This window comes from Nonomuraea sp. PA05, assembly GCF_008086045.1.
Taxonomy (GTDB): Bacteria; Actinomycetota; Actinomycetes; order Streptosporangiales; family Streptosporangiaceae; genus Nonomuraea; species Nonomuraea monospora.
This window is the reverse complement of the sequence record NZ_VSEY01000050.1, coordinates 1-24,147: the sequence shown is the minus strand read 5'-3', so window position 1 is coordinate 24,147 and position 24,147 is coordinate 1. Positions and strand designations below refer to the sequence as shown.

Sequence of the window (24,147 nt, the reverse complement as noted above, 5' to 3'; positions counted from 1 at the left end):
TCCCGTTCCTTCGAGGGGCTCACGGATTGCCCGAGTCTAGTGCCCGCGACAGTCACCAGGATGACACGATCCGCGGATCACCCTTCCCCGCGTGACCTGTTTGCGGTGGAATCTGACTCGCCATGGACGACGACGAGGCGATCGCGCGCTCGCTCGACGGTGACCTGGGGGCCTACGAGGCACTGGTCGCCCGCTACAGCGCGCTCGCCCACCGTACCGCCTTCATGCTCGGCGCGGGCGACGAGGCGGAGGACGTGGTGCAGGAGGCGTTCGTCAAGGCGTTCCGCCACCTGCCGGGCTTCCGCAAGGACGCGCCCTTCCGGCCGTGGCTGCTGCGCATCGTCGCCAACGAGACCCACAACCTCACCCGGTCGCGGGGCCGGCGCTCCTCGCTCGAACTGCGGCTCAGCGGCACCGCCGACACGCGGGTGCCCGACGACCCAGAAGGTCTCGCCGTTGCCACCGATCGGCGCTCCCGGCTGCTGGCGGCGGTGCGCGGGCTGCCGGAGCGGGAACGTCAGGCGGTCGTGTGCCGGTACTTCTTACAACTGAGCGAGGCGGAGACGGCGCAGGTGCTCGACTGGCCTGTGGGGACCGTGAAGTCCAGTACGCATCGGGGGTTGGCGCGGTTGAGGGAGGAGGTGGGGGATGAGCTCGCATGAGCCTTTCGACGGGCTTGAGGCCGAGCTGACGGCTCTCGGTGATCTTCTCGACGTTCCCGAGCCGCCGCCTTCGTCCGACGTGGCCGCCGCCGTCCGCGCCCGCCTCGAACCATCCGCCGCACCTCGTCCCGCCGCACCTCGTCCCGCCGCACCTCGTCCCGACGCCGCGCCCGACGCCGCGCCCGATGTCGCGCCGCCCGCCACGCCCAAGGCCGAGGGGCCCTCTGCGCCCGGCGATTCCGGCCCCGACCCGGCGCACGGCCCGATCACCGGCCCCGTGCGCCCTCCCACGCGCACCGACTCTCCGGCGCCGGGTCGGCGGGACGGTGGACGGCGGAGTCCGGCGCAACGTCGCCGGCGAGCAAGATGGACGATCATCGCGGCCGTCGTCATAGCCGTCATCACGGTCACGGCCGCCACCCCCCAGGGCCGCGCCGCCGTCGTTCAGATCCTGCGCTTCGCAGGCATAGAGCTAGAGATCGGCGAAACGACACCCCCGCCCGTCACCACCACGACCCCGCTCCCAGGCGAGCACGAGGTCCCTCGCGCCGACGTCCAGAACCAGGCGAGGTTCCAGGTCAAGACCCCCGCAGCACTCGCCGACCCGCAACGCGTCACGGTGGCCGACGACGGCAGGGTGGTCTCGATGTTCTGGCCGGCGGGCATCAGGCTGGACCAGTTCGACGGCGCCGTCTCCCCGTTCTTCTTCAAGAAGCTCGGCCCGCCCGCCCCCGAATACACCCGCGTGAACGGCCGCGAAGCCTGGTGGATCCCCGGCGAGCACCCCCTCGGCTACATCCCCCGCGAGGACGGCACCCAGGTTCCGCTCCGCCAGGCCGCCGCCACGCTCATCTGGGCGCAGGACGGCCTCAACTACCGCCTGGAGGGCGCGCCCACCATGGAGGAGGCGGTCCGCATCGCGTCGTCACTGCGGTGAGAGCGACCGCGCGAGCCGGAGACACTGAGGTGAGAGCGACCGCATGAGCCGGAGTCACTGCGGTGAGAGCGACCGCGTGAGCCAGTCGTCCACACCCTTCAGCAGTTCCTTGCGCACCGCCTCGGGCGCGGTGGACGACCGTACGGACTGCCGCGCCAGCTCCGCCACCTCCGCGTCGCTGAACCCGTACACATCCCTGGCCAGCTCGTACTGCCGCAGCAGCCGCGTGCCGAACAGCAGCGGGTCGTCGGAGCCCAGCGCGATCGGCACCCCCGCGTCGAACAGCCGCCGCACCGGCACGTCCGCCGCCGACTCGGCCACCCCCAGGCCGACGTTGGAGGTGGGGCAGACCTCGCAGCAGATCTGCCGGTCGGCCAGGCGCTGCATGAGCCACTCGTCCTCGGCCGCCCGCACGCCGTGGCCGACCCGGTCGGCGCCGAGGTCGTCCACGCACTGCGCGACGCTGCGCGGCCCCAGCAGCTCGCCGCCGTGCGGCACCGCCAGCAGGCCGCCGCGCTTGGCGATCCTGAACGCCCGCTCGAAGTCCCTGGCCGCGCCGCGCCGCTCGTCGTTGGACAGGCCGAAGCCGACGACGCCCTTGCCGGCGTACTGGGTGGCGAGCCTGGCCAGGGTGTTGGCGTCGAGCGGGTGGCGGGTGCGGTTGGCCGCGACGATCACGGCGATGCCGACGCCCGCGTGCTGTGCGGCCTGCTCGACGGCGTCCAGCATCAGCTCCAGCGTGGCCGTCAGGCCGCCGAAGCGCTGCGCGTAGCCCGACGGGTCCACCTGGATCTCCAGCCACCGGGATCCGGCCGCCACCTCGTCCTCCGCGGTCTCCCGCATCAGTCGGTAGACGTATTCCGGACGGGTCAGCACGGATCTGGCGATGTCGTACAAGCGCTGAAACCGGAACCAGCCCCGCTCGTCCGTCGCCCGCAGCTTGGGCGGCCAGTCCTGCTCCAGCGCGTCAGGGAGGGTCAGCCCCTGCTCCCTGGCCAGCTCGATCAGGGTCGAGTGCCGCATGGAGCCGGTGAAGTGCAGATGGAGATGGGCCTTGGGGAGCGCGTGCAGGGGCCGGAGCATCTGCATATCTTGCCACTCAACCTCAGGGCGGGTTCGCGCGTTGGGGAGGGCGAAAGGGGACCCTCGCTGATGACGGACGACGACGAAGCGGCCTTCGACGAGTTCCTCGCCGCGCGGAGCGCCCCGCTGCTGCGTACCGCGATCCTGGTCTGCGGGGCGACCAGGCACGACGCCGAGGACCTGGTCCAGCACGCGCTGGAGAAGGTCCACCGGAACTGGCCCCGCCTCCGGCGCGACAACCCGGAGGCGTACGCGCGCAGGGTCGTGGTGAACGCGGCCATCAGCAGGTCGCGGCGGCGCTGTGCGTCAGCCCCGAGTACGCCAAGGAGATCGACGCCCCGGAGGAGCTGCGGAGGATCGCGAGAGGCGTCCGTGAGACGGGCTGAACAGGCGGTACGGACGGGGTCCGGCGGGATATCAAGGATGCATGATCCCCGAGGGGCACCACACCGGCCAGGGATGGCGCGCGGCGTTGGCGGCGCTGGCGCTCGGGGTCACGGCGCTCATCATCTACGGTCTGTTCTCCTCGGGCTTCGGACGCCTCCCGCACGCCGCCCTGCCCACCCCGGCCCCCGCCCCCAGCCGGATCGAGCCCGCCCCCAACGAGCCCGCTCCGAGCGAGGCAGGGGCCAGCGAGCCCAGCCCCAAAGCGCCCGGCCCCGAAGAGCCCGGCCCCAGCGAGGCCGAGTCCGTCGCCGGTCAGGCCGCGCCCGATCCGGGCCACGTTGCCGATCCCAGCCACTCGGCCGCCCCCGGCCACTCGGCCGCCCCCGGCCACTCGGCCGATCCCAACCACGTGGCCGGTTCCAGCCACGGGCCCGACCGGCCGGCCGCCGCCTCAGCCGGGCAGCCGAACCCGGTCCGCGCCGCCGGGCCCGCGCTCGGGGTCGTCTCCGACGACTTCTGGCTCACGTACCTGCCGGCAGGCCTCGAACGCACCGGCGGCGCCGTCACCGCCTCCCGCGCCCGCGCCACCTTCGGCGCGGCGGGCAGATTCGTCGAGGTACAGGTGGAGCGCGGTACGGTAGCCGCCGACTGGGACGGCTACCGCAAGCGAATCACCGTGCTGAACGCCCGCGCGACCACCGTGCGCGGCAAGCCCGCCGTGGTGGGCGGGCACCCGGCCGGCGGACGCGTGATCGTCTGGCTCGAACGCCCGGGAACGGGCGCGTGGATCCGCGTCAGCGACTCTCTCGGCCGCGAACTCGTCACTCTTGCCGCCTCGGTCCAGGCTCCTGTAGGAGACTAGGAGCCTTTTCCCTGGTTCAACGCACTCTCATGGGGGGTCGATGCGGCGGTTGGCGGCGGTTCTCCTCATGTTCACGCTCACGGCATGCGGCGCCATCGGCGGTGGCGACGGCGACAGCGATGGCAGGGACGGCGGCGCCGAGGCGCGGGATCCACGGACCACCCCGTCGCAGCAGGAACCGGACGTCACCGGCAGCGGCACCCTCTCGCTGTCGTGCGACGGCGACACGGACGTGCGCGTCCCGGCCTCGCCCGCCGGCCTCACCCCGGCCGGCACGTTCGCCCGCCTCGACTCGCTCACCCGGCCGCACAAGGTCGAGGGCCGCATCTGGAGCGACAACGACGAGCGCATGTACGTCGGCGTGGTGTGCGGGGTGCGGACGGCCGAGCAGTTCGCCACGCTGGTCGCCAGGTCCGCGCTGACGGCGTACAAGGGCAAGCCGGCGCTGCGCTGGACCACTCGGACGGGCGTGCGCAACTTCATGTGGCTGGAGCGGCCGGGCACCGCGGTCTACATCGGGGCGACACCCGGCCTCGCCGACGACATCAGACCGATCGCCGCCGACATCACCACCTAGCACGCACCGCCCGGCTCAGTGGGCCTCGGCGAGCAGCTTGCTCATCCGGCTGACGCCCTCGGCCAGGTCGTCGTCCCCCAGCGCGTACGACAGCCTGAAGTAACCGGGCGTCCCGAAAGCCTCACCCGGCACGACGGCGACCTCGGCCTCCTCCAGGATCAGCTCGGCCAGCTCACTGGACGACTGCGGCCGCCGCCCCCGCAGCTCCTTGCCGATCAGCTCCTTGACCGACGGATACGCGTAGAACGCCCCCTTCGGCTCAGGGCAGAAGACCCCGGGGATGTCGTTCAGCATCCGGACCATCGCCTGCCGCCGCCGGTCGAACGCCGCCCGCATCTCCGCCACCGCCGACAGATCGCCGGACACGGCCGCCAGCGCCGCCATCTGGGCGACGTTGCTGACGTTGGAGGTGGCGTGCGACTGCAGGTTGGTCGCGGCCTTGACCACGTCGGACGGGCCGATCAGCCAGCCCACGCGCCAGCCCGTCATCGCGTACGTCTTGGCCACGCCGTTGAGGATCACGACCCGGTCGCCCAGCTCGGGGACGGCCGTGGCGATGCTGGTGAACTCGGCGCCGCCGTACACGAGGTGCTCGTAGATCTCGTCGGTGACGACCCACAGGCCGTGCTCGGCCGCCCAGCGGCCGATCGCGACGGTCTCCTCGCGCGAGTAGACGGCGCCCGTCGGGTTGGACGGCGAGACGAACAGCAGGACCTTCGTCCGGTCGGTGCGCGCGGCCTCCAGCTGGTCGACGGTCGCGAGGTAGCCGGTGGACTCGTCGGTCACGACGTCCACCTGAACGCCACCGGCCAGCTTGATCGCCTCCGGGTAGGTCGTCCAGTAGGGGGCGACGACCAGCACCTCGTCGCCGGGGTCGAGCAGCGTCGCGAACGCCTGGTACACCGCCTGCTTGCCGCCGTTGGTGACCAGCACCTGCGAGGCCTCGGCGGCGTAGCCGGAGTCGCGCAGGGTCTTGGCGGCGATCGCCTGCTTGAGCTCGGGGAGGCCGCCCGCCGGGGTGTACTTGTGGAAGCGCGGGTCGCGGGCCGCCTCGATCGCCGCCTCGACGATGTACCCGGGCGTGGGGAAGTCGGGCTCGCCCGCGCCGAAGCCGATGACGGGGCGTCCTGCCGCCTTCATCGCCTTCGCCTTCGCGTCTACGGCGAGTGTGGCGGACTCGGAAATCGCGGAAATTCTCGCGGAGATGCGGGATCGGGTGGACATGGCTCCATGCTCCCACGGGGGCCTGTAGAGCTCGTGACCTGGGCGATCAGGTTTTGGTTCGACGTGACGGGCAATCACCCGTATGCTTTCGCCTGGTCCTTCCGCCGCATGTCGGCGAGCGGTTCGGTCCAGGCAGTGAGTCGATCAGGGTAGTGTGGTTGACGACATAGGGCACTGGCGCAATTGGTAGCGCACCGGTCTCCAAAACCGGCGGTTGGGGGTTCGAGTCCCTCGTGCCCTGCGAGTGCGGTCCGCGCAACAATAGGCGTGTAAGCGCGCCGCAAGACTGCGTTGGATACGACGGATCAGGTGAGGACTGTGGCGATCGACACGCGCGGCGAGACCGCAGACAAGCCTAGTGGCGAGAAGAAGACACGCACTTCTCCTGCCCTCTTCTATCGGCAGGTCGTCAACGAGCTTCGTAAGGTCATCTGGCCGACACGCAAGGATCTCATCACCTACACCACGGTCGTTCTGATATTCGTTCTGATCATGGTTGCGATCGTGTACGGGCTCGACAGCGCCCTGGGATGGGCGGTCCTCCGCGTCTTCGGCGGATCCTGACCGAGACGCCGCCGGGTGGGTCGCCTGACGGAGTCGCCATTCGAAACCACGAAAGAGGAAGAGTCACCGTGTCCGAGTCTTCATTTCCGGCGGACGAGTCCCGCGACGAGTGGGGCGACGAGCTGGAAGAGGCCACTGAGGAGTCCGCCGAGGCGGCTCTGGAGGAGGCCGAGGTCGAGGAGAGCGACGAGGCTGCCGACGATGAGGCGGCCCCCGTCGAGGACGGTGAGGATCTTCCTGACGTCGACCCCGTCGAGGAGTTCAAGAGCTCGCTGCGGGGTCTGCCTGGCGAGTGGTACGTGATCCACTCCTACGCCGGTTACGAGAACCGGGTGAAGTCCAACATCGAGAGCCGCAACGTGTCGCTCAACATGGAGGACTACATCTACCAGGTCGAGGTGCCGACGCACACCGTCCAGGAGTTCAAGAGCGGCAAGAAGGTTCCGGTCAAGGAGCGCGTGCTGCCCGGCTACGTGCTGGTGCGCATGGAGCTGACCGACGAGTCCTGGGCCGCCGTGCGCAACACGCCCGGCGTGACCGGCTTCGTGGGCCTGTCCAACAAGCCGAGCCCGCTCAGCCTCGACGAGGTCGCCAAGCTCCTGGCGCCGGAGCCGACCGAGGAAGCCAAGAAGACCACGACCAAGGCCGCCAGCGGCCCCACGGTCGAGTTCGAGATCGGTGAGTCCGTCACGGTCATGGACGGCCCGTTCGCGACACTGCCCGCCTCGGTGAGCGAGATCAGCCCCGAGTCGCAGAAGCTCAAGGTGCTCGTGTCGATCTTCGGTCGCGAGACCCCGGTTGAGCTCTCGTTCAACCAGGTCTCGAAGATCTAAGACGATCACATACACTTAGACGTTCGGTCGGCCGCCTAATCGCGAGGGCGGCCTCCGACATGTCCGGGCCCGCAATCCTTCGGGCCGGACGCAACGCAATCAGGACCCGGAGAAGGACAAATGCCTCCGAAGAAGAAAATCGCCGCACTCGTCAAGGTGCAGCTCCCGGCCGGCCAGGCGACGCCGGCTCCGCCGGTGGGTACCGCCCTCGGTCCCCACGGCGTCAACATCATGGACTTCGTCAAGCAGTACAACGCTGCGACGGAGGCCCAGCGGGGCAACATCATCCCCGTTGAGATCACCATTTTCGAGGACCGCAGCTTCACCTTCGTCACGAAGACGCCCCCGGCGCCTGAGCTGATCAAGAAGGCTCTGGGCCTCGACAAGGGCAGCGCGGTCCCGCACCGCGACAAGGTCGGCAAGCTCAGCCGCGAGCAGCTGCGCAGCATCGCCGAGACGAAGATGCCCGACCTCAACGCCAACGACATCGAGGCGGCCGAGAAGATCATCGCCGGCACCGCCCGGTCCATGGGCATCACCGTCGCCGAGTAAGACCTTTCCCAGCAGTTCGTGGGAGGGCCGCCGTCGCAGGTGGCCCGGATACCACTAGGAGTCAAGAAATGCAGCGCAGCAAGGCGCACAAAGACGCGTCGGCCAAGGTCGACCGCGACAAGCTCTACTCGCCCGTAGAGGCCGCGAAGCTGGCCAAGGAGACGTCGACCACCAAGTTCGACTCGACCGTGGAGGTCGCTCTCCGGCTGGGCGTCGACCCTCGCAAGGCCGACCAGATCGTGCGCGGCACGGTCAACCTCCCGCACGGCACCGGCAAGACCGCCCGGGTCCTGGTCTTCGCGACCGGTGACCGTGCCGAGGCGGCCCGCGAGGCGGGCGCCGACATCGTCGGCGCCGACGAGCTGATCGACGAGATCGCCAAGGGCAACCGGCTCAACGAGTTCGACGCCGTCGTGGCCACCCCTGACCTCATGGGCAAGGTTGGCCGCCTGGGCCGCGTGCTCGGCCCGCGTGGCCTCATGCCCAACCCGAAGACCGGCACCGTGACGCCCGACGTCGCCAAGGCCGTGACGGAGATCAAGGGCGGCAAGATCGAGTTCCGCACCGACCGGCAGGCCAACCTGCACTTCATCATCGGCAAGACGTCGTTCGACGAGCGCCAGCTCATCGAGAACTACGCTGCCGCCCTCGACGAGGTGCTGCGTCTCAAGCCGTCGGCGGCCAAGGGCCGTTACCTGAAGAAGGTCACCTTCTCGACGACGATGGGGCCGGGCGTTCCGGTCGACCCCAACGTCACGCGTGGCCTGACGGCCGAGCTGGAGGCCTGAGCCTCCCGGCTGAGCAGTCCTGCGCGCCCCTGCCCGATTCGTTCGGGCAGGGGCGTTCTGCTTTGGTACGGGCTGCATTGATACGCCCTGCTTCGGTACGGGCTGCATTGGTGCGGGCTGCTTCGGTACGGGCTTGGGCGGCGCCGACGTGGCGGGCCCAAAGCGGCCCAAAGCGGCCCAAAGCGGGTGCGCCGCGGACCCAAAGCGAACCCAAAGCGGCGCGCGGCATCGTGGCGGTCATGAGAAACCGTGAGATCAGATTGGCCGCCCGCCCGGTCGGCGAGCCCACCCAGGACGTCTTCGAGCTCGCCGAGACCACCGTCCCCCAGCCCGCCGAGGGCCAGATCGTCGTCCGCAACACGTGGATGTCGGTGGACCCGTACATGCGGGAGTGGATGAACGAGGAGGTCGCCTACGCCCGGCCGTACGAGCTGGGCGCGCCGCTGCTGGGCAGCGCGATCGGCGAGGTGGTGGCGTCCCGGTCAGGGAGCGTGCCCGTGGGCAGCGTGGTGACGCACTTCCTGGGCTGGCGGGAGTACGCGCTGCTGGACGCGGCCGACGCGACCGTGGTGGACACGAGCCGGGTGTCCGCGGAAACCTACCTGGGGCCGCTGGGCACGACGGGGCTGACGGCGTACGCCACGCTGACGCGGGTGTCCCCGGTCAGGGAGGGTGACGTGGTGTGGGTGTCGGCCGCCGCGGGGGCGGTCGGCAGCATCGCGGGGCAGATCGCGCGCAAGCTGGGCGCCGCGAAGGTGATCGGCTCCGCGGGCGGGCCGGTCAAGGCGAAGAAGCTGGTCACCGACTTCGGCTTCGACGCCGCGCTCGACCACCGGGCGGGCCCGATCGCCGCGCAACTGGCCGAGGCGGCGCCCGGCGGCATCGACGTCTACGTCGACAACGTCGGCGGCGACCACCTCCGGGCCGCCATCGGAGCGCTGCGCGACCACGGCCGGATCGGCATGGTCGGGGCGATCTCCAGCTACAACGCCACCGCCCCGGTGCCAGGACCCGACAACCTGTTCCTGCTCGCCGGCCGGAACGCCACGCTGGGCGGCATGCTCGTCAACTTCCACCTCGACCTGTTCCCCGAGTGGATCGAGCGCGGCGCCGGGTGGATCGCCGACGGCTCCCTGCACTACGAGCAGACGGTCGTCGAAGGGCTCGAACACGCCCCCGACGCCTTCCTCGGCGTGCTGAGCGGTGCCAACACCGGCAAGATGCTCGTCCGGCTGAGCTGAGAGGGGAGCCACGTGTCCACCCGCATGAGCGTCCGCGAACGCGAGGAGTTCCTGGCCGGCACGCACATCGGCGTGCTCAGCGTGCCCGACGGCCGCGCGCCGCTGCTGGTCCCGATCTGGTACGGCTACACGCCCGGCGGCGACGTCCGGATCAGCACGTCGTCGGGCACCCGCAAACACGACCTGATCCGTGCGGCGGATTCGGTGGGCTTCGCCGTGCAGCAGGAGGCGATGCCCTACAGGTACGTGTCCGTGGACGGCCCGGTCATCGGCCACGAGCCGGTCGATCCCGGAGAATACCGCGCATGGTCGATCCGATATCTCGGCCCCGAGCAGGGCGAACGCTTCTTCGCCACCGTCCGGGACGGCCTGGGCGACTGGGTGACCTTCCGCATCCGCCCTGAACGGTGGCGCACGTTCGATTTCGGGAAGGAGTTCGCCTAACGTGTGACGGGTGCGTTTCGGGGTGCTGGGTCCGCTCACGGTCTGGACGGAGGCGGGTGATCCGGTTCGCGTCCCCGAGGCGAAGGTCCGGGCCCTGCTGGCCGATCTGCTGATCCAGGAGGGCCACCCGGTCTCGGCCGACCGGCTCGTGGACGACCTGTGGGAAGAGGACCTGCCTCGCCACCCTGCCAACGCGCTGCAGCAGAAGGTCTCCCAGCTGCGCCGCGTGCTGAACGACGCGGAGCCGGGCGCGCGTGACCTCGTCGGCTTCGGGCCGGCCGGGTACCGGCTCATGGTCGAGGCCGACGCCGTGGACCAGGGGCGGTTCGCGGTGCTGGTCTCCCGGGCGCGTGGCGCGGCGGATCCCCGTTCGAAGGCGTCCCTGCTCGCCGACGCGCTCGCGTTGTGGCGGGGGCCGGCGCTGGCGGACTTCGCCGGCGCGGCCTTCGCCGGGCTCGCGATCGCGCGGCTGGAGGAGGCCCGGCTGGATGCTCTGGAGGAGCGGGCGGAGGCCCGCCTGGAGCTGGGGGAGCATCGCGTGCTCGCGGGGGAGCTGGGGGCCCTCGCCGCCCGGCATCCGCTGCGGGAGCGGATGCAGGCCGCCTACCTGCGGGCTCTGTACGGGGCGGGGCGGCAGGCTGAGGCGCTGGAGGCGTACGAGCAGGTGCGGCGCCTGCTGGCCGACGAACTCGGCGCCGACCCGGGCCCGAGGCTGGCCGCCCTGCACGCGGCGATGCTCCGCCAGGACCCCGCGCTGACACCCCGGCCGGCCGGGCGGCAAGATTCCACGGCCTCGCCGGCGTCGGCGACGTCCGGGCGGCAAGATCCCGCGGCGTCGGCGACGTCCGGGCGGCAAGATCCTGCGGCGTCGGCGACGTCCGGCTTGTCCGGGCGGCAAGATCCCGCGGCCTCGCAGTCGTCCGGGCTGTCCGGAGGGACCGTACCCCGGACCTCGCCGACGTCCGCGCTGTCCGGAGGGTTCGCTTCCGGGCTGTTGCCGGTGCCCGCCACAACGCTGATCGGGCGGGACGAGGAGGCGCGCCGCGTGCGCGCGGCCCTGGAGCGGTCCCGGCTGATCACACTGACCGGGCCAGGCGGCGTCGGCAAGACGCGGCTGGCGCTGGAGGTGGCCGCCGCCTGGGACGAGGACGACGGCGTGCACCCGGTGGAGCTGGCCGAGTCCCGGCGGTTCGACGCGGACGTCGTCCTGGAGGCGCTGGGCGTGCGTGACGACGGCCGGCCGCGCGTGCTGCACGAGGTGCTGCGCGACAGACGGCTGCTGCTGGTCCTGGACAACTGCGAGCACGTGCTCGACCAGGTCGCCGAGGTCCTGGGGCCGTTGCTGCCCCGCGTGCCCGGCCTGCGGGTGCTGGCCACCAGCCGTGAGCCGCTGCGGCTGTCCGGCGAGACGGTGGTCGCGGTGCCGCCGCTGGAGCCGGAGGCGGCCGTGCGCCTGTTCGCCGAGCGGGCCGCCGCCTCGGGCGCCGTGGTGGACGATGACGAAGCGGTGGCGGGGATCTGCCGCAGGCTCGGCGGGATCCCGCTGGCCGTGGAGCTGGCCGCCTCCCGGGTACGCGGCCTGGGCGTGCGGGAGCTGGCCGGCCGGTTGAGCCTCAGGCTGCTCAGCGGCGGCCCCCGGGACGCGCCGGCCCGCCAGCGCACGCTCACCGCGGTGATCGACTGGAGCTGGGAGCTGCTCGGCCGGCCGGAGCGGGTCGTGCTGGCCCGGCTCGCGGTGCATTCCGGCGGTTGCACGCTGGAGGCGGCCGAGCGCACGTGCGCAGGCGACGGCGTCGACGTCTCCGAGATCATGGACGTCCTCGCCCGGCTGGTCGACCGCTCCATGGTGGTGCGGAACGACGGACGCTACCGGTTGCTGGAGCCCATCGCCGAGTACTGCCTGGAACGGCTCGCGGACGCCGGTGAGCTGGAGATCATGCGTGGGCGGCACAGCGACTACTACGCCGCGCTCGCCGTACGGGCCGAGCCCGGGCTGCGAGGCGCGGAGCAGGACATGTGGCTGACGCGGCTGCGGGCCGAGGCGGCCAACCTGCGTGCCGCCCTGGACAGCGCGGTCGAAGACGGCGTGGTGGACCGTGCGCTGGCCCTGGTGAACGCGCAGACCTGGTACTGGTTCATGACCGGAAGGCTGAGCGAGGCCCGTCACGCGCTCACCCGGGCGCTGTCGCCGGCCGGAGGGGAGCCTGCGGTGCGGGCGCAGGCGCTGGCCTGGTCGCGCGTCATCGGGATCCGTTCAGGGGAGACCCAGCCGGAGGGGATCACCGGGCCGGAGGGGATCATCGGGCGGGAGGGGATCACCGGGCCGGAGCTGGGCAGTGGTGCCGAGCAGGCGCTGGAAGGGGTCGCCGATCCGGTGACGCGGGCGCGCCTGCGCTGGCTCGTCGGGTTCGCGATGATCGGCGTGGGCGGGCAGGCGGACGGCGTACGGCAGCTTGAGGAGGCGTTGCGCGCGTCGGAGGCGGCGGGCGACCGCTGGGGCGTGGCGGCGGCGCTGGCCGGCCTGGCGCGGTACGCCGCGCTCCGCGGCGACTTCGACGCGGTGCGCCGCGACGGTGAGCGGGCCGCCGTCCTGTTCGGGGAGCTCGGGGATCAGTGGGGGCTGCTGCAGACCGCCGAGCCACTCGGGGTGCTGGCGGAGGTCGGCGGCGCGTATGCGGAGGCTGCGCGGCACTTCACCACGGGGCTGCGGGTGGCCGAGCGGCTCGGGCTGTGGTCGCAGGTGTCGCTGCTGGCCTCGCGCCTGGGCAGGATCGCCCTGCTCACCGGCGACCTCGTACGCGCCGACGAGCTGCACGAGCGCGCCCGCGGGCTCGCGACCGAACGGTCGGACAAGTCGATGGAGGAGTTCGCCAGGATCGGGCTCGGCCTGGCCGCCCGGCGGCGTGGTGACCTGGACGCGGCGGAGGGCTACTTCCGTACCGGCCTGGAGTGGCTGCGCCGGATCGGCGGCGGGGGAGCGCCGATGGCGCTGCTGCTGGCCGAGCTGGGCTTCGTCGCCGAGCTGCGCGGGGACGCCCCTACGGCGGCCGGCCTGCATGCCCGTAGTCTGGAAGTGGCCCGCGCGGACGGTGACGACCGCGCCGAGGCCCTCGCCCTGGAGGGGCTGGCGGGCGTACGGGTCCTGGAGGGAGACCCTGACGAGGCCGCCAGGCTGCTGCGGACGGCCCGCGAGCTGCGTGAGCGAGCGGGCGCTCCACTGCCCGCCGCCGAGCGGTCCGACGTCGACCGGATCGGCGCGGTGATCAGCGGCGAGTCCCTGTCCGGCCGATGAATGTGCGGGGTTCGTGCAGAGGATGTGAGGGAGAACCCTTAGTTTTCCCCGATTTGTGCGGGGAAGGCGCCATGACCCGGAAACTTAAACGTAAGGTCAAGGCATGCTGAAGCGCACGATAAGTATGACCGCGGCAGGAGCCGCGCTCGTGGTTGCGGCGGTCGCCGGTTGCGGATCGAACGCCCAGCCCATCCAGGTCAACCTGGCCGCCTCCGAGGTCCTCGCGCAGGCCGCGCAGAAGACCGCCGAGGTCACCAGCTACACGGTCGACGCCGTGGTGAACGTCTCGCACCCGCAGCAGGGCGCCGGCAAGGTGCAGGGCCGCATGCTCTACCAGAGCAAGCCGCAGCTCGCCGCCGACCTGACCCTGGACCAGGTCGACATGGGCGGCCGCAGCGTCCCCGGCGGGGTGCGGGCGGTGCTGCAGGGCGACACCGTCTACGTGAAGGTGCAGGCGCTCAACGACTTCCTCGGCAACACCAAGCCGTGGATCAAGGTCTCGCTGAACGAGACGGGCCACGCCGGTGAGGTCAACCAGTACCTCGCCCAGATCCAGCAGTTCGACCTGGGCAACATGACGAAGCTGGTCACGGCGTCGCAGGACGTCAAGTCGGTCGGCACCGAGAGCGTCAACGGCGAGGACACCACGCACTACAGCGGCACCTTCCCGGTGGAGGTGGCCGTGCAGCAGCTGCCCGCCGCCGAGCAGGAGCAGGCCCGGCAGAACCTGGCCGAGCTGAAGGACGTCAAGTTCGACATGTGGGTGGCGGCCGACGGGCTGCCGCGCAAGATCGGGCTGAACGGCGCCAAGGAGGGCGCGACGCTCGACGCGACCCTGTTCTTCAAGGGCTTCAACGAGGCCGTCACCATCCAGACGCCGCCCGCCGACCAGGTCGGTGAGCTGCCCAAGGGCACGACCAACTGAGAACGATTTGGAAACTCGGCGGCCAGCACGTACTCTGGTCGTTGCCGAAGACCGCCGGTCGTCGTCGGGTGCTCTGAGCCTGACGACCGAAGGTTCCACGTCATGTGGGCGACCTGCGCAGGTGTGATGCGAGTTTCCCACATGGATGTCTCATGTGCGTGAGCCCCGTGCGCCCCTGCGCCGGGGCTGTTCTCATTTCTACGGGCCTTCTCCGGCGGCACATCTGGAAGGAGGCCCATGGCGAGGGCGGATAAGGCGACAGCGGTTGCCGAGCTCAAGAGCGAGTTCGAAGGCAGCCAGGCCGCCGTTCTGACCGAGTACCGCGGTCTCACCGTCGCTCAGCTCAAGGAGCTGCGCGTCTCTCTCGGTGGGAATGCGAAGTTCGCCGTGGCGAAGAACACCCTGACCAAGATCGCGGCCAACGAGGCCGGGCTGACGGGCCTCGACGGCCTGCTCGCCGGTCCGACCGCGATCGCCTTCGTCAACGGTGACGTTGTCGAGGCGGCCAAGGGTCTGCGTGACTTCGCCAAGGCCAATCCCCTTCTGGTGATCAAGGGCGGCGTCCTCGACGGCAAGACGCTCGACGCTTCCGAGATCACCAAGCTCGCCGACCTCGAGTCCCGCGAGGTTCTCCTCGCGAAGCTCGCCGGTGCCCTCAAGGCCAAGCAGAGCGCCGCGGCCGCGATGTTCGCCGCTCTGCCCACGCAGATGGCCCAGCTTGCTGAGGCCCTGCGCGCCAAGCGCGACGAGGCTGGCGAGTAACACCGGGGGTTGCCGCACGTACCGCGGTCCCGTTCCTAGTTTTCTGCAAGTCCTAAACGTAAGGAAACAATCATGGCGAAGCTCAGCACCGACGAGCTGCTCGACGCGTTCAAGGAGATGACCCTCCTCGAGCTGTCCGAGTTCGTGAAGACCTTCGAGGAGACCTTCGACGTCAAGGCCGCCGCCCCCGTCGCGGTTGCCGCCGCCCCCGCCGGCGGTGGCGCCGGCGAGGCCGCCGCCGTCGAGGAGCAGGACGAGTTCGACGTCATCCTCGAGGCCGCCGGCGACAAGAAGATCCAGGTCATCAAGGAGATCCGCGCCCTGACGTCCCTGGGCCTCAAGGAGGCCAAGGACCTGGTCGACGGCGCTCCGAAGGCGGTCTTCGACGGCAAGGTCAACAAGGAGCAGGCGGAGAAGGCCAAGGCTGCCCTCGAGGGCGCCGGCGCCACCGTGACCGTGAAGTAACTTCCCCTTCACTTCACGCAAGAAGCTCTTCGGAAAGAGGCGGATACACCCTGGTGCCGGGTGTGCCCGCCTCTTTTCGCGTTCCTGGGCCCCGCGTGGGCTCAGGAACTTCTCATGTACGTCTCATCGCCCGGCCAACCGGCCTGCCTAGCGTTCCTGGTGTGGTTACCGAAGCGAAGTCTCGTTGGGCGCCGGCCGTGCTGCTCGTCGGCACCGGTGTGCTCTACATCTGGGGTCTGGGGGCCTCCGGGTGGGCCAATTCCTTCTACTCGGCGGCGGTCCAGGCCGGCAGCCAGAGCTGGAAGGCGTTCTTCTTCGGGGCTTCGGACGCCGCCGGCGCGATCACCGTGGACAAGACGCCGGCCTCGCTGTGGCCGATGGTGCTCAGCGTGCGCCTGTTCGGGCTGAGCTCGTGGGCGATCCTCGTGCCGCAGGCGCTGATGGGGGTCGGCGCGGTGGCCATGGTGTACGCCTCGGTGCGCAGGGTGCTGACGCGGCGGGCGGGGCTGCTGGCCGGGGCCGCGATGGCGCTCACGCCGGTGGCCGTGCTGATGTTCCGCTTCAACAACCCGGACGCGCTGCTGGTCCTGCTGCTGACCGTGGCCGCGTACTGCGTGATCAGGGCGCAGGAGCGCGGCGCAACGCGGTGGCTGGTGCTGGCGGGGGTGGCGATCGGGTTCGCGTTCCTGGCGAAGATGCTGCAGGCGTTCCTGGTGCTGCCGGGGTTCGCGCTGGTGTATCTGCTGACGGCGCCGGTGGGGTTCTGGCGGCGGGTACGGCAGTTGCTGCTGGCCGGTGCGGCCATGGTGGTCTCCGCCGGGTGGTGGCTGCTGGCCGTGGCGCTCGTGCCCGCGGCGGATCGGCCCTACATCGGCGGCTCGCAGACCAACAGCGTGCTGGAGCTGGCGCTGGGCTACAACGGCATCGGCCGGCTGAACGGCGAGAATTACGGCGGGCTCGGCAATCTCAACCAGCAGGCCGGCTGGCTGCGGCTGTTCGACACCGAGGCGGGCGGCCAGATCTCCTGGCTGCTGCCTGCGGCGCTGGTGCTGCTGGTCGCCGTCACGTGGCTGACGCGCCGCGCGCCCCGGGTCGATCCGGTACGGGCCGCGCTGTGGGTCTGGGGGAGCTGGCTGGTCGTCACCGGGCTGATCTTCAGCCTGATGCAGGGCATCTTCCACGCCTACTACACCGTGGCGCTGGCGCCGGCCATCGCGGCGCTGGTCGGCATGGGGGCGGCGGTGCTCTGGGAGCGCGGGGCGCACCGGGCCCTGGCCCTGGTCACGGCGGGGACGGCCGGGTGGTCGTACGTGCTGCTGTCGCGCAGCTCCGACTGGAACCCGTGGCTGGGCGTGGTCGTGCTGGTGGCGGGGCTCGGGGCGGCGCTGGCGATGTTGTTCGGCCGCCGGGCGGTGGCCGTGGTCGTGGTCGCGCTGGTGGCGTGCCTGGCCGGGCCCGCGGCGTACGCGGTGGACACGGCCGCGTCGGCGCACACGGGGGCCATTCCGACTGCTGGGCCCTCCACCGGTGGGGGTTTCGGGAGGCCATCCGGTGGAGGGTTCCAGCGACCAGGGGGCGGGCAGTCCCGCCAGTGGCAGGGCGGCGGGATGCCCGGGCAGGGCGGAAGTGACGGCGGCTTCCAGGGCCGCGGCGGCACGGGGCGCGGCGGCGGCACGGGCGGCAGCACAGGCGGGGGAACGGGTGGCGGTATGCGTGGGGGCATGGGCGGGTTGCTCAGCGCCGCCGCCCCGAGCGCGGAGCTGACCGCGCTGCTGAAGTCCGGCGGCTCCGGCTACACGTGGGCGGCGGCGACGGTCGGGTCCAACAACGCGGCCGGGTACCAGCTCGCGACGGAGCTGCCGGTGATGGCGGTGGGCGGGTTCAACGGCACGGACCCGGCGCCGACGCTGGAGCAGTTCAAGCAGTACGTCGCCGACAAGAAGATCCGCTACTTCGTCGGCACCGGCATGGGCGGCGCCGGGCGCAGTTCGGGCGGCAGCGACGACGCGGCTCAGATCGCGGCCTGGGTGCGGGAGACGTTCACCGCGACCACGGTCGGCGGCACGACGGTGTTCGACCTCACACAACCCTGAAAGAATGGGGGAGTGACCGACACCGCCCCCCATGTCGATCGCCGGGTGATCGCGCCCCGGTTCACCCGGTTCGGCGCCTGGCTCCTCGACATCCTGGTGTGCGCGATGCTCGTGTCAGGCGTCCAGTGGGTGTTCCCCTTCGCCTGGGACGAACCGGCGAACATGGTCCCCGCCTTCGCCTACCTCTGGGCCGCGCACGCCTGCTTCGGGCGGACGCTGGGGAAGTGGGTGGTCGGGATCAAGGTGGTCGGGCGGGGAACGGGCCGGTCGCCGTCGCCGTGGGCCGCGGCCGTCCGCTCCCTCTGGGTGTTCCTGCCGCTGATCCCGGTGGTCGGCCAGTTCCTCGTGGTGGCGGACTGGCTGTGGTCGTTCTTCGACGAGGAGAAGCGCTGCCTGCACGACCGGCTGGCGGGCACGCTCGTCGTGAACGCGCGGGTCAAGGGCTGATCAGCCCGCCGCCCGTACCTGGGCGATGGCACTGGTGTCCATGTAGTCCCTGGTGTGCACGATCCGCCCGTCCCTGATCCGCAGCACGAGCAGGCCCGGCACGGTGAGCCGGTGGCCGCCGGCCGCGCCGTGCACGGTCTGCTCCACCACCACGACCTCCGGGTCCTCAGTGCGGTGCAGCGCGACCCGGCGTACCTCCTCGACCTCGAACGGCGTCGCGCCCCACATGGTGCGGTAGTTCTCGCGCACCGCCTCCCTGCCCTCGTACGGCGCCAGCCCGCCGAAGGGGAACTCGTGCAGCCCGTCCTCGGCGTACAGGTCGGCCAGCTCGTCGGCCGACTTGTGCAGCATGGCCGCGTGGAAGCCGGTGACGATCTCCTCGATCGACATGATCCCTCATTTCGCTCAACGGTTGTTGACTCAACGAGCGTAGAGCGAAATGGAGTGGACGGTCAACGGCTGTAGAGTCAGGGGGTGGGCGTTCCGAGGGCCGAGAGGCGGCGCAGGACCGAGGCGAGGATCCTCGACGCGGCCAGGGCGCTCTTCGCCGAGCTGGGCTACGAACGCGCGACGATCAGGGCCGTCGCCAAGCGGGCCGAGGTCGACCCGGCCCTCGTGATGCAGTACTTCGGCAGCAAGCAGGAGTTGTTCCAGCAGTCCGTCCGCATGACGCCGCCCGCCGGCGGCGAGCTGGGCCCCGAGGGGGCGGTCGAGCACGTGCTGGGCTCGCTGACCATGAAGCTGGGCGAGCTGCCGCAGGGCTCGCTGGCCATGATGCGCTCCATGCTCACCCACCCCGAGGCCGCCGCGTCGGCGCGGCAGGTGCTCGGCAAGCAGATCGACCGCCTGGCCGAGGCGCTGCCCGGCGAGGACGCGCGGCTGCGGGCGGCGTTGATGACGCTGGTCATGCTGGGCATCACCGTGGGCCATCAGCTCCTGGAGATCGACGAGCTGCGCGGGGTGCCGCAGGAGGAGCTCGCCCGGTTGCTGCGGCCGAGCCTGCGCGCCCTTACTGGACAGGAAGTCTGATAACTGCCCGGTAACAAGCTGGGAGATCGGGTTCCCATTCGCCCGAACGCCGTTACGGTGATGGCATCCTCTCAATGCCTTCTGTGATCGGGCAGGTGACCGTGGGCGTGGAAGTCATGGTCGACGGGTTGACCAAGTCGTTCGGCCGGCAGGTCATCTGGGAGGACGTCTCGCTCACGCTCCCGGCGGGCGAGATCTCGGTGCTGCTGGGCCCCTCGGGCACCGGCAAGTCGGTCTTCCTCAAGACCATGGTCGGCCTGCTGCGGCCCGACCGGGGGCACATCTGGATCGACGGCTTCGACCTGGCCAACTGCGCTGAGGCCAAGCTGTACGAGCTGCGCCGCCTGTTCGGCGTGCTGTTCCAGGACGGCGCCCTGTTCGGCTCGCTCAACCTCTACGACAACATCGCCTTCCCGCTGCGCGAGCACACCAGGAAGAACGAGGCCCAGGTCCGCCAGATCGTCATGGAGAAGGTGGAGCTGGTCGGCCTGCTCGGCGCCGAGACCAAGCTCCCGGGTGAGATCTCCGGCGGGATGCGCAAGCGGGCGGGGCTGGCCAGGGCGCTGGTCCTGGACCCGGAGATCATCCTGTTCGACGAGCCCGACTCGGGGCTCGACCCGGTCCGCACCGCGATACTCAACCAGCTCATCGTGGACATCAACGCCGAGATCGAGGCGACGTTCCTGATCGTGACGCACGACATCAACACCGCCCGCACGGTGCCGGACAACATCGGGCTGATGTTCAGGCGGGAGCTGGTGATGTTCGGCTCCCGGGAGATGCTGCTGTCGAGCGACGAGCCGGTGGTGCGGCAGTTCCTCAACGCCAGGAAGCACGGCCCGATCGGCATGTCCGAGGAGAAGGACCTGTCGGAGCTGGAGGCCGAGGCGCAGATGGGCCACGACCCTGGGCCGTTGCCGCCGATCCCGCCGCAGCTCATGCCGTCCGGCAACAAGATCCGCCGCACCCAGCGGCCGCCCGGCACGTGGCTGGCGGCCAACGGGGTGATCCCGCCGCAGGGATCGTTCGTGGACGAGCGCGGGCGGAACTGGCTGGACGAGTACCCCCGGCTGATCAACGCCCACATGCACGGGATCGCCTAGTTCGTCGACCAGGGGTGACAGAACTCCAGCCGGAAGGTAAGGCCGCAGAGCCGGCGCTCGCGAGGCCGCCACACAGGCGCAGGAGGTGCTCCTGAGGCCATGGGGAGGACGAGGCGGCGTCCGGCGCTCAGCGGGCCTCACAGGGCCATCTGAAGGCATTTGTGGGGATCTTTCGGCTCTGACCGATTCGCTCAGAAAGGGGAGTCGGCGGCGCGTCAGGAGCACCCTGTGAGCCACCGCGCCACCTGCCCAACCGCCTGCGTCGGTTGGCGGGCTGCGGAAGCGGATGTCGCGTTATGATCCGGCAGCGACCGGCGGGGAGAGGGGTGAGCAGACGTGGCAGGGCTTGCTGTCCGGCCCGCTCGCATCCTGCTGGCGGCGCTGAGCGGGGTGCTGGCGGTGCTCGTCGGCACCGGCGTGTGGATCGCGGCCCAGGCGCGCGACGAGCAGGGCAGGGCAGGCGACGAACAGGCAGCGCTCCTGGCCGCGGGCACGCACGCCAAGAACCTCATGTCCCTCGACTACAAGAGCGCCGACGCCGACGTGCGGCGGATCATCGGCAGCTCCACCGGTGCCGCCAGGGTGGAGTACGAGGCCAACGCGACCAAGCTGCGGACCACCACGGTCGAGAACAAGGTCGTCCAGCACGGCGTGCTGCGCGCGACAGGCCTGGTCTCGATGACCGCCACCACGGCCAGGGTGCTGGTCGTGGGCGACGTGGAGATCCGCTGGGACGGCTCGGACAGCCCGCCGCAGGAGCGCTTCTACCGCTGGCAGATGGACCTGAGCAAGGTCGGCGAGGCCTGGCTGGCGGCGAAGGTGGTGCAGGTCCGGTGAGGGTCTTCATGATCGCGGTGCTCGGCGTCCTGGTGGTCGTGGGCGGGGTGCTGGTGCCGACGATGTGGTTCGACCTGCGCGAGCTGCGCGACAGCGACGCGGCGGGGCGGGAGGCCGTGGTCGCGGCCAGGAAGGTCGCGCCCGATCTGCTCTCCTACGACTACCGGACGGTGGAGGAGGATCTGGCCCGGGCAGGCACGTTCACCACGGGCGAGCTGACCGGGCACTACAAGGACCTGGCGAAGACCCTGGTGCCCAAGGCGAAGGAGGAGAAGATCGTCCAGAACGTGGCAGTGGCGGGCGCCGGTGTGGAGCGGGCAGAGCCCGACCGGGTAGAAGTTCTGCTCTTCGTGAACACTGGTACGGTCAAGGAGATCCCCGGTAAAGAAGGGGTCCAGCAAGAGTTCACCCAGAACCGCGCCAGGTTCGTCATGGTGCGGCAAGACTCCCGCTGGCTCGTGGCCGGTCTGTCCACCCTCTTGGGGACGGCCTGAGGCTCCAGGTGATCGTCGGCGCGTCGCTACCTTCAATTGTTACCAAAAATCAGGTTTAGCGAAGCCTTTGATAGGGGTACCCCAGTCACTGCAACACCGGTTGTCGGCATGGGTTCGGCCCCCGGTGTGACGGAGCGTTAACCGCCCCCGTTCGCGGGTATCGTCTTGGGCCTGGCGGTAGGCGATCAGTCACACAGGGGAGAAAACCCAGCGTCGGGGCCCTGAGTCGGCTAAAAGTCGGGCTCGCGGGCTTGACGTTTCCGCCTGAACGGGCGATGCTGCGACCAACGTGGAGCATGCAGCGAGGGTGAAGTGGACAGGCGTGTGCCGTTCGGCTACACTGCCCCTTTGCGCTGCCCTTTGACGACCCGCGATGCTTGCTCACGTTGCGAGGTTGTCTGGCGTGCGTGTAGTCAGTCCGCCGCGAGCCCTCGGAAGGACATCTGTTGGCAGCCTCGCGCAACGCCTCCGCCGTACCCGCTGGTCCCCGTCGCGTCTCTTTTGCGCGCATCCAGGAGCCTCTCGAAGTTCCTGACCTTCTCGCTCTGCAGACCGAGTCTTTCGACTGGCTGCTCGGAAACGAGAAGTGGAAGGCCCGGGTCGAGGCGGCTCGCCAGGCCGGGCGTCGGGACGTCCCGACTCAGTCGGGCCTCGAAGAGATCTTCGAAGAGATCAGTCCGATCGAGGACTTCTCGGGGACCATGTCCCTGTCGTTCCGCGACCACCGGTTCGAGCCGCCGAAGTACTCCGTAGATGAGTGCAAAGAGAAGGACATGACCTTCTCCGCCCCGATGTTCGTGACGGCGGAGTTCATCAATAACACCACCGGTGAAATCAAGAGCCAGACGGTGTTCATGGGCGACTTCCCGCTCATGACGCCGAAGGGCACCTTCATCATCAACGGCACCGAGCGTGTCGTGGTCTCCCAGCTCGTCCGTTCGCCGGGCGTCTACTTCGAACGCAACGTCGACAAGACGTCCGACAAGGACCTCTACGGCTGCAAGGTCATCCCGTCCAGGGGTGCCTGGCTGGAGTTCGAGATCGACAAGCGCGACAGCGTCGGTGTGCGCATCGACCGCAAGCGCAAGCAGGCCGTCACCGTGCTTCTCAAGGCACTGGGGTGGACCAGCGACCAGATCCTCGAGCGCTTCGGCCAGTACGAGTCGATGCGGGCGACCCTGGAGAAGGACCACACCGCCGGTCAGGATGACGCCCTGCTCGACATCTATCGCAAGCTGCGGCCGGGTGAGCCGCCGACCAAGGAGTCGGCGCAGACCCTGCTGGAGAACCTCTACTTCAACCCCAAGCGCTACGACCTCGCCAAGGTGGGTCGCTACAAGATCAACAAGAAGCTGGGTGTTGACTCGGAGATCACCCAGGGCACCCTCACCGAAGAGGACGTCGTCGCCACCATCGAGTACATCGTCCGCCTGCACGCGGGCGAGGAGTCGATGCCGGGTGCGAACGACCGCGACATCATCGTCGAGGTCGACGACATCGACCACTTCGGCAACCGCCGCCTGCGCAGCGTCGGCGAGCTCATCCAGAACCAGGTCCGCCTGGGCCTGGCCCGCATGGAGCGCGTCGTGCGCGAGCGCATGACCACCCAGGACGTCGAGGCGATCACCCCGCAGACCCTGATCAACATCCGCCCGGTCGTGGCGTCGATCAAGGAGTTCTTCGGCACCTCGCAGCTCTCGCAGTTCATGGACCAGACCAACCCCCTGGCGGGCCTGACGCACAAGCGGCGTCTGTCCGCGCTGGGCCCCGGTGGTCTGTCCCGTGAGCGGGCCGGCTTCGAGGTCCGCGACGTGCACCCGTCCCACTACGGCCGGATGTGCCCGATCGAGACGCCTGAAGGCCCCAACATCGGTCTGATCGGCTCGCTGGCCTCCTACGGCCGGATCAACGCCTTCGGCTTCGTCGAGACGCCCTACCGCAAGGTCGTCGACGGCAAGGTGACCGAGCAGATCGACTACCTGACCGCCGACGAGGAAGACCGCTACGTCAAGGCGCAGGCCAACACGGTGCTCAATGCCGACGGCTCGTTCGCCGAGGCTCGCGTCCTGGTCCGCACCAAGGGCGGCGAGACCGAGCTCATGCGGGCCGAGGAGGTCGACTACATCGACGTGTCGCCGCGCCAGATGGTGTCGGTCGCCACCGCGATGATCCCCTTCCTCGAGCACGACGACGCCAACCGCGCGCTCATGGGCTCCAACATGCAGAGGCAGTCCGTGCCGCTGCTGAAGAGCGAGGCGCCGCTGGTCGGCACCGGCATGGAGTACCGTGCCGCGACCGACGCCGGCGACGTCATCAGCGCCGAGAAGGCCGGTGTGGTGGAGGAGGTCTCCGCCGACTACGTCACGGTCATGAACGACGACGGCACGCGTACGACGTACCGTGTCGCCAAGTTCAAGCGTTCCAACCAGGGCACCAGCTTCAACCAGAAGCCGATCGTGGCCGAGGGCGACCGCGTCGAGGTCAACCAGGTCATCGCCGACGGTCCCTGCACGGACCAGGGCGAGATGGCGCTGGGCAAGAACCTG

The 24,147-nt window shown here is 70.1% G+C and carries 24 protein-coding genes, 1 tRNA gene and 1 pseudogene; 23 read left to right on the top strand and 3 right to left on the bottom strand.

Annotation, left to right across the window (positions count from 1 at the left end; genetic code table 11):
• The first annotated feature begins 122 nt into the window (after positions 1–122).
• Together FXF51_RS50650 and FXF51_RS50645 are read left to right on the top strand one after the other, a co-directional pair.
• Positions 123–662, top strand: a complete 540-nt coding sequence (locus tag FXF51_RS50650) for an RNA polymerase sigma factor (protein WP_148442016.1) — start codon at positions 123–125, stop codon at positions 660–662.
• Positions 649–1,599, top strand: a complete 951-nt coding sequence (locus FXF51_RS50645) for a hypothetical protein (RefSeq protein WP_148442015.1) — start codon at positions 649–651, stop codon at positions 1,597–1,599. Before FXF51_RS50650 ends, FXF51_RS50645 begins: the two co-directional genes overlap by 14 nt.
• Before the next feature lie 54 nt (positions 1,600–1,653).
• Here the strand turns inward: FXF51_RS50645 and FXF51_RS50640 are convergent, their stop codons facing one another.
• Positions 1,654–2,682, bottom strand: coding sequence for an adenosine deaminase (locus FXF51_RS50640; RefSeq protein WP_148442014.1), 1,029 nt, complete (start codon positions 2,680–2,682; stop codon positions 1,654–1,656).
• On the opposite strand from FXF51_RS50640, the pseudogene FXF51_RS63980 reads away from it, so the two are divergent.
• From FXF51_RS63980 to FXF51_RS63230, 3 genes and pseudogenes are all read left to right on the top strand, one after another.
• Positions 2,641–2,970, top strand: a pseudogene (locus FXF51_RS63980) (sigma factor); the annotation flags it as partial. The gene FXF51_RS50640 and the pseudogene FXF51_RS63980 overlap by 42 nt on opposite strands.
• A gap of 139 nt (positions 2,971–3,109) precedes the next feature.
• Complete coding sequence (locus FXF51_RS63235) at positions 3,110–3,931, top strand: hypothetical protein (RefSeq protein ID WP_148442013.1); 822 nt, start codon at positions 3,110–3,112, stop codon at positions 3,929–3,931.
• A gap of 40 nt (positions 3,932–3,971) precedes the next feature.
• Positions 3,972–4,508 (top strand): hypothetical protein, encoded by a 537-nt coding sequence (locus FXF51_RS63230; RefSeq protein WP_148442012.1) that lies wholly within the window; start codon positions 3,972–3,974, stop codon positions 4,506–4,508.
• Positions 4,509–4,523: 15 nt separating this feature from the next.
• Here the strand turns inward: FXF51_RS63230 and FXF51_RS50620 are convergent, their stop codons facing one another.
• A complete protein-coding gene (locus FXF51_RS50620; RefSeq protein ID WP_148442011.1) occupies positions 4,524–5,732 on the bottom strand; it encodes a pyridoxal phosphate-dependent aminotransferase in 1,209 nt (402 codons plus the stop codon).
• Between the two features lie 168 nt (positions 5,733–5,900).
• Between FXF51_RS50620 and FXF51_RS50615 the strand changes: the two genes are divergently transcribed.
• The 13 genes from FXF51_RS50615 (at position 5,901) to FXF51_RS50555 (ending at position 18,138) form a co-directional block, all read left to right on the top strand.
• Positions 5,901–5,973: transfer RNA gene (locus tag FXF51_RS50615), tRNA-Trp, on the top strand.
• Positions 5,974–6,050: 77 nt separating this feature from the next.
• Positions 6,051–6,296 carry a preprotein translocase subunit SecE gene (gene secE / locus FXF51_RS50610; protein ID WP_187415017.1) on the top strand — a complete coding sequence of 82 codons (246 nt, stop codon included), beginning with the start codon at positions 6,051–6,053 and terminating at the stop codon, positions 6,294–6,296.
• A 68-nt stretch (positions 6,297–6,364) separates the two neighbouring features.
• Positions 6,365–7,129: a transcription termination/antitermination protein NusG gene (nusG, locus tag FXF51_RS50605; RefSeq protein WP_148442009.1), complete on the top strand. Its 765-nt coding sequence runs from the start codon at positions 6,365–6,367 to the stop codon at positions 7,127–7,129.
• Between the two features lie 120 nt (positions 7,130–7,249).
• Positions 7,250–7,681 carry a 50S ribosomal protein L11 gene (gene rplK, locus FXF51_RS50600; protein ID WP_148442008.1) on the top strand — a complete coding sequence of 144 codons (432 nt, stop codon included), beginning with the start codon at positions 7,250–7,252 and terminating at the stop codon, positions 7,679–7,681.
• 68 nt (positions 7,682–7,749) lie between these two features.
• Positions 7,750–8,469 (top strand): 50S ribosomal protein L1, encoded by a 720-nt coding sequence (gene rplA, locus FXF51_RS50595; RefSeq protein WP_148442007.1) that lies wholly within the window; start codon positions 7,750–7,752, stop codon positions 8,467–8,469.
• Between the two features lie 239 nt (positions 8,470–8,708).
• Positions 8,709–9,710: an NADP-dependent oxidoreductase gene (locus FXF51_RS50590; RefSeq protein WP_148442006.1), complete on the top strand. Its 1,002-nt coding sequence runs from the start codon at positions 8,709–8,711 to the stop codon at positions 9,708–9,710.
• Positions 9,711–9,722: 12 nt separating this feature from the next.
• Entirely contained in the window at positions 9,723–10,154 is a 432-nt protein-coding gene (locus tag FXF51_RS50585) for a pyridoxamine 5'-phosphate oxidase family protein (RefSeq protein ID WP_262380422.1), read from the top strand.
• Between the two features lie 10 nt (positions 10,155–10,164).
• Complete coding sequence (locus FXF51_RS50580; protein ID WP_148442005.1) at positions 10,165–13,446, top strand: AfsR/SARP family transcriptional regulator; 3,282 nt, start codon at positions 10,165–10,167, stop codon at positions 13,444–13,446.
• A gap of 103 nt (positions 13,447–13,549) precedes the next feature.
• The gene (locus FXF51_RS50575; RefSeq protein WP_262380421.1) at positions 13,550–14,371 is read left to right on the top strand and encodes an LppX_LprAFG lipoprotein; all 822 of its coding nucleotides are present in this window, start codon (positions 13,550–13,552) and stop codon (positions 14,369–14,371) included.
• A gap of 237 nt (positions 14,372–14,608) precedes the next feature.
• Positions 14,609–15,133, top strand: a complete 525-nt coding sequence (gene rplJ / locus FXF51_RS50570; protein WP_148442004.1) for a 50S ribosomal protein L10 — start codon at positions 14,609–14,611, stop codon at positions 15,131–15,133.
• Between the two features lie 72 nt (positions 15,134–15,205).
• Positions 15,206–15,598: a 50S ribosomal protein L7/L12 gene (gene rplL / locus FXF51_RS50565; protein WP_148442003.1), complete on the top strand. Its 393-nt coding sequence runs from the start codon at positions 15,206–15,208 to the stop codon at positions 15,596–15,598.
• 161 nt (positions 15,599–15,759) lie between these two features.
• Positions 15,760–17,691 carry an ArnT family glycosyltransferase gene (locus FXF51_RS50560; RefSeq protein WP_262380420.1) on the top strand — a complete coding sequence of 644 codons (1,932 nt, stop codon included), beginning with the start codon at positions 15,760–15,762 and terminating at the stop codon, positions 17,689–17,691.
• Positions 17,692–17,703: 12 nt separating this feature from the next.
• Positions 17,704–18,138: an RDD family protein gene (locus FXF51_RS50555; RefSeq protein WP_148442001.1), complete on the top strand. Its 435-nt coding sequence runs from the start codon at positions 17,704–17,706 to the stop codon at positions 18,136–18,138.
• Here the strand turns inward: FXF51_RS50555 and FXF51_RS50550 are convergent, their stop codons facing one another.
• Positions 18,139–18,528, bottom strand: coding sequence for a nuclear transport factor 2 family protein (locus tag FXF51_RS50550; protein WP_148442000.1), 390 nt, complete (start codon positions 18,526–18,528; stop codon positions 18,139–18,141). It abuts the gene before it with no gap.
• Between the two features lie 84 nt (positions 18,529–18,612).
• Here FXF51_RS50550 and FXF51_RS50545 point away from each other — a divergent pair, with 84 nt between their 5' ends.
• The 5 genes from FXF51_RS50545 to FXF51_RS50525 form a co-directional block, all read left to right on the top strand.
• Positions 18,613–19,167 (top strand): TetR/AcrR family transcriptional regulator, encoded by a 555-nt coding sequence (locus tag FXF51_RS50545; protein WP_148441999.1) that lies wholly within the window; start codon positions 18,613–18,615, stop codon positions 19,165–19,167.
• Positions 19,168–19,268: 101 nt separating this feature from the next.
• A complete protein-coding gene (locus tag FXF51_RS50540; protein ID WP_148442079.1) occupies positions 19,269–20,270 on the top strand; it encodes an ABC transporter ATP-binding protein in 1,002 nt (333 codons plus the stop codon).
• Between the two features lie 336 nt (positions 20,271–20,606).
• Positions 20,607–21,107 carry a hypothetical protein gene (locus tag FXF51_RS50535; protein ID WP_148441998.1) on the top strand — a complete coding sequence of 167 codons (501 nt, stop codon included), beginning with the start codon at positions 20,607–20,609 and terminating at the stop codon, positions 21,105–21,107.
• On the top strand, positions 21,104–21,601 hold the full coding sequence (locus FXF51_RS50530) for a hypothetical protein (protein WP_262380419.1): 498 nt from the start codon (positions 21,104–21,106) through the stop codon (positions 21,599–21,601). Before FXF51_RS50535 ends, FXF51_RS50530 begins: the two co-directional genes overlap by 4 nt.
• Before the next feature lie 446 nt (positions 21,602–22,047).
• The coding region (locus tag FXF51_RS50525; RefSeq protein ID WP_148441997.1) for a DNA-directed RNA polymerase subunit beta at positions 22,048–24,147 on the top strand (2,100 nt) is incomplete at its 3' end.

Excerpts from the sequence above, each read along its gene's own strand:
- rplL (WP_148442003.1), top strand. The coding sequence starts at position 15,206 with ATGGCGAAGCTCAGCACCGACGAGCTGCTCGACGCGTTCAAGGAGATG.
- FXF51_RS50590 (WP_148442006.1), top strand. The coding sequence starts at position 8,709 with ATGAGAAACCGTGAGATCAGATTGGCCGCCCGCCCGGTCGGCGAGCCC.
- FXF51_RS50645 (WP_148442015.1), top strand. The coding sequence starts at position 649 with ATGAGCTCGCATGAGCCTTTCGACGGGCTTGAGGCCGAGCTGACGGCT.
- rplA (WP_148442007.1), top strand. The coding sequence starts at position 7,750 with ATGCAGCGCAGCAAGGCGCACAAAGACGCGTCGGCCAAGGTCGACCGC.
- FXF51_RS63235 (WP_148442013.1), top strand. The coding sequence starts at position 3,110 with ATGATCCCCGAGGGGCACCACACCGGCCAGGGATGGCGCGCGGCGTTG.
- rplJ (WP_148442004.1), top strand. The coding sequence starts at position 14,609 with ATGGCGAGGGCGGATAAGGCGACAGCGGTTGCCGAGCTCAAGAGCGAG.
- FXF51_RS63230 (WP_148442012.1), top strand. The coding sequence starts at position 3,972 with ATGCGGCGGTTGGCGGCGGTTCTCCTCATGTTCACGCTCACGGCATGC.
- FXF51_RS50575 (WP_262380421.1), top strand. The coding sequence starts at position 13,550 with ATGCTGAAGCGCACGATAAGTATGACCGCGGCAGGAGCCGCGCTCGTG.
- FXF51_RS50650 (WP_148442016.1), top strand. The coding sequence starts at position 123 with ATGGACGACGACGAGGCGATCGCGCGCTCGCTCGACGGTGACCTGGGG.
- rplK (WP_148442008.1), top strand. The coding sequence starts at position 7,250 with ATGCCTCCGAAGAAGAAAATCGCCGCACTCGTCAAGGTGCAGCTCCCG.
- FXF51_RS50550 (WP_148442000.1), bottom strand. The coding sequence starts at position 18,528 with ATGTCGATCGAGGAGATCGTCACCGGCTTCCACGCGGCCATGCTGCAC.
- FXF51_RS50620 (WP_148442011.1), bottom strand. The coding sequence starts at position 5,732 with ATGTCCACCCGATCCCGCATCTCCGCGAGAATTTCCGCGATTTCCGAG.
- FXF51_RS50640 (WP_148442014.1), bottom strand. The coding sequence starts at position 2,682 with ATGCTCCGGCCCCTGCACGCGCTCCCCAAGGCCCATCTCCATCTGCAC.